Below are 2,755 nucleotides of genomic sequence, written 5' to 3'. Positions count from 1 at the left end.
GTGCTGCGCGGCCTCGGCGCGCGGCCGGGCAGGAATTTCCCCGTCCTCGTGCCCAATGAACGGGGGTTCGATGCGGCGCTCGCCGCCGGCGCCAAGGAGGTGGCCGTGTTCGCCGCCGCCTCGGAAGCCTTTTCGCAAAAGAATATCAACTGCTCGATCGCCGAATCCATCGAGCGCTTTCGGCCCGTGGCCGACAAGGCGCGCGCGTCCGGCATCCGCCTGCGCGGCTATGTCTCCTGCGCGCTGGGCTGTCCCTATGAGGGAGAGGTCGACCCGGCGCGGGTCGTCGCGGTGACCACCGCGTTGCGGGATATGGGGTGCTACGAGATCGCGGTGAGCGACACCATCGGGGTCGGCACACCCGACCATGCCGCGCGCCTTGTCGATAGGGTCGCCGATGCCATCGGCATCGAGCGTGTCGCGGTACATTTCCACGATACCTATGGCCAGTCCCTCGCCAATATCTACGCCTCGCTGCAAAGGGGGGTGCGGGTGGTCGACGCTGCCACCGGCGGGCTCGGCGGCTGTCCCTATGCCGCCGGCGCCAGCGGCAATGTCGCCACCGAGGACGTGGTCTATATGCTCGATGGCATGGGCATCGAAACCGGCGTCGATCTCGAAAAGCTGCTCGATGCTGCCGAATTCGTCGCCGCCGCCATCGGTCGCAATCCGGTGTCCCGCGTCCACCGCGCCCTGCGCCCCGGCGCTTACGCCTGACCGGCCATTCCTCTTCTCATTCCGGCCCCGCCGCTCCGTCGAAATTCGGCGCAAAGGGGTCGGTTTGCGTGCGAAGCACGGTTGACAGCCTGTTCGTCTTATAGAACAATTGATCTGTACAAGGAAACTCCAGGGAGGAGATTGTCGATGCTCGCACACAGAGCACTGGTCGCGGCGGCCGTATTTTTCACCGCAGGTCTTGCGCATGCGCAGGATTTCCCCAACCGGACCATTACGCTGGTCGTGCCTTATGCGGCCGGCGGCGTGCTCGATGCGACGGCGCGCTGATTGCCGAGCCCATGGGTCGGGCGCTCGGCCAATCGGTCATCGTGGAGAACCGTCCGGGCGCCAATGGCCAGGTCGGCGTGTCCTCGGTGGCTCAGGCGCAGCCCGATGGCTACACCGTGCTGTTTTCGGCAACCAATTGTCATCACTCCATCCCTTGCCCATGTCACCTATGATCTGCTGATCGCCGTGACCGGCGATTTCCCCGCCCAGACCTATGAGGGGTTCGAGGAACTCTTGCGCTCCGGAAGCAAGCCTTTTTTTCTATTCATGCCGCTGGACAGTATTACCCGCTTGCTTGTCAACGCCCTCTGTCGTCCATAATAACACACGTGGATCTGCCGATTGACATGCCAGATTTCGGTGGTTATTTCACTGAAACACGTGTTTCGTTATACGTTCGTTATATGTATGCTATGGCTGCGGTTGGCACCGCAGATGAAGGGGCTTGCTGTGATAAAGAGGGACAGGGATCCGATATCCAAGGCGTTGGCGGCGCTCAAATGGCTGGTCGAGGACGACGCGCCCGATGTGGGTGTCCGGGAACTGGCCAGCGCCCTCAACGTCTCTCCCAGCAGCGCCCACCGGCTGCTCAACGCCCTGGTCGCATCGGGCTTCGTGCATCAGGATCCGGCCACCTCGCGCTATTCCCTCGGGCTGGAATTCATCCGCATCAGCCGCATCGCGGCCTCACGCATCACCATCAGCAAGATCGCCCTGCCGCATATGGCCCGGCTGGCTGAGAAATGCGGCGAGACGGTGCTGCTGTGTATTTATGACAGCGAGCGCAAGCAGATGATGTTCGTTGAGGCGCTCGATTCCCCGCACGCCCTGCGCTACATCATCGAACTCAACAGCTGGCAGCCAGTCTTTGCCGGCGCCTCCGGCCAGGCCATCATGGCCTTCCTCCCCGACGACGAGATCACCGAGATCATCGATCGCGGCGTCTGGGCGGTGAGCGACCAGACCTTGACCGATCCCGCCGCATTGCGGAAAAATCTAGAAACGATCCGCAGCACCGGCTATGCTCGCACGCGCGGGCAGCGCATAAGGGGCGCGGTTGGCCTCAGTGCGCCAGTCTTCGGTTCCGGCGGCGAGGTGCTCGGCGCCATCTGTCTCACCATACCCGACCAGCGCTTCGACCCTGCACAAGAGCAGTCCCTGGCCGAAATGGTCATGGCTTGCGCCAGGGTGGTCTCCAGCGATATCGGGACCGGAAGCTGAGCGGCTCCCGGCCCCCGGCCTCAGAAATACGACCACAGCGCCGCGCCGGACAATTCCGAGGACGGTCCGTCATAGACCATGCGACCGGCCTTGAGCACATAGGTGCGGTCGGCCAGCCGTAGCAGCATCTCCACGTTCTGGTCGATGATGAGGAAAGTGGTGCGCAGTTCGACATTGAGCTGGCGCACGATCTCGAACACGTTCTGCACCAGCACCGGCGCAAGCCCCGTGGAAGGCTCGTCGAGGAGGATGATCTTGGGGCCCCGCGCCAGCGCCAGCGAGAGGGCCAGCATCTGTTGCTGCCCGCCCGAGAGTGAGCGTGCAAACTCGGCCTGCTTCTCCTTCAGGATGGGGAAGATCTCAAACAGGCGCTCTTCGGAAAGCCCCTGTCCGGTCGAGGCTGAGCGGGCGAGGCGCAGATTGTCTCCGACGCTCATTTCCCCGAAAATCGCCTTGCCCTGCGGCACGAAGGCAAGCTGGCGCCGGGCCATCCGGTCGGCGCGCTCGCCGGTGACGGCCTCGCCGCCGA

The 2,755-nt window shown here is 63.6% G+C and carries 6 protein-coding genes; 5 read left to right on the top strand and 1 reads right to left on the bottom strand.

Going from position 1 to position 2,755, the window contains the following annotated elements:
• The 5 genes from HUS57_RS00045 to HUS57_RS00030 all read left to right on the top strand — a co-directional run.
• Nucleotides 1–717: hydroxymethylglutaryl-CoA lyase (locus tag HUS57_RS00045; protein ID WP_173930899.1), on the top strand; the 717-nt coding region annotated here is incomplete at its 5' end.
• Nucleotides 718–864: 147 nt separating this feature from the next.
• Entirely contained in the window at nt 865–1,005 is a 141-nt protein-coding gene (locus HUS57_RS17875) for a hypothetical protein (protein WP_246727664.1), read from the top strand.
• Between the two features lie 11 nt (nt 1,006–1,016).
• Entirely contained in the window at nt 1,017–1,178 is a 162-nt protein-coding gene (locus HUS57_RS17870; RefSeq protein ID WP_246727663.1) for a tripartite tricarboxylate transporter substrate-binding protein, read from the top strand.
• Entirely contained in the window at nt 1,111–1,326 is a 216-nt protein-coding gene (locus tag HUS57_RS00035; RefSeq protein ID WP_173930896.1) for a hypothetical protein, read from the top strand. The genes HUS57_RS17870 and HUS57_RS00035 overlap by 68 nt, the downstream gene beginning before the upstream one ends.
• A 21-nt stretch (nt 1,327–1,347) precedes the next feature.
• The gene (locus HUS57_RS00030) at nt 1,348–2,226 is read left to right on the top strand and encodes an IclR family transcriptional regulator (RefSeq protein ID WP_173930898.1); all 879 of its coding nucleotides are present in this window, start codon (nt 1,348–1,350) and stop codon (nt 2,224–2,226) included.
• A gap of 20 nt (nt 2,227–2,246) precedes the next feature.
• On the opposite strand, the gene HUS57_RS00025 is transcribed toward HUS57_RS00030, so the two are convergent.
• Nucleotides 2,247–2,755, bottom strand: a 509-nt coding sequence (locus tag HUS57_RS00025) for an ATP-binding cassette domain-containing protein (protein WP_173930897.1), incomplete at its 5' end; no start/stop codon positions are given.

It is taken from the genome of Chelativorans sp. Marseille-P2723 (assembly GCF_902809845.1).
Taxonomy (GTDB): Bacteria; Pseudomonadota; Alphaproteobacteria; order Rhizobiales; family Rhizobiaceae; genus Chelativorans.
The sequence above is the reverse complement of the archived record's forward strand: the minus strand, read 5'-3'. Positions and strand labels throughout refer to the sequence as shown.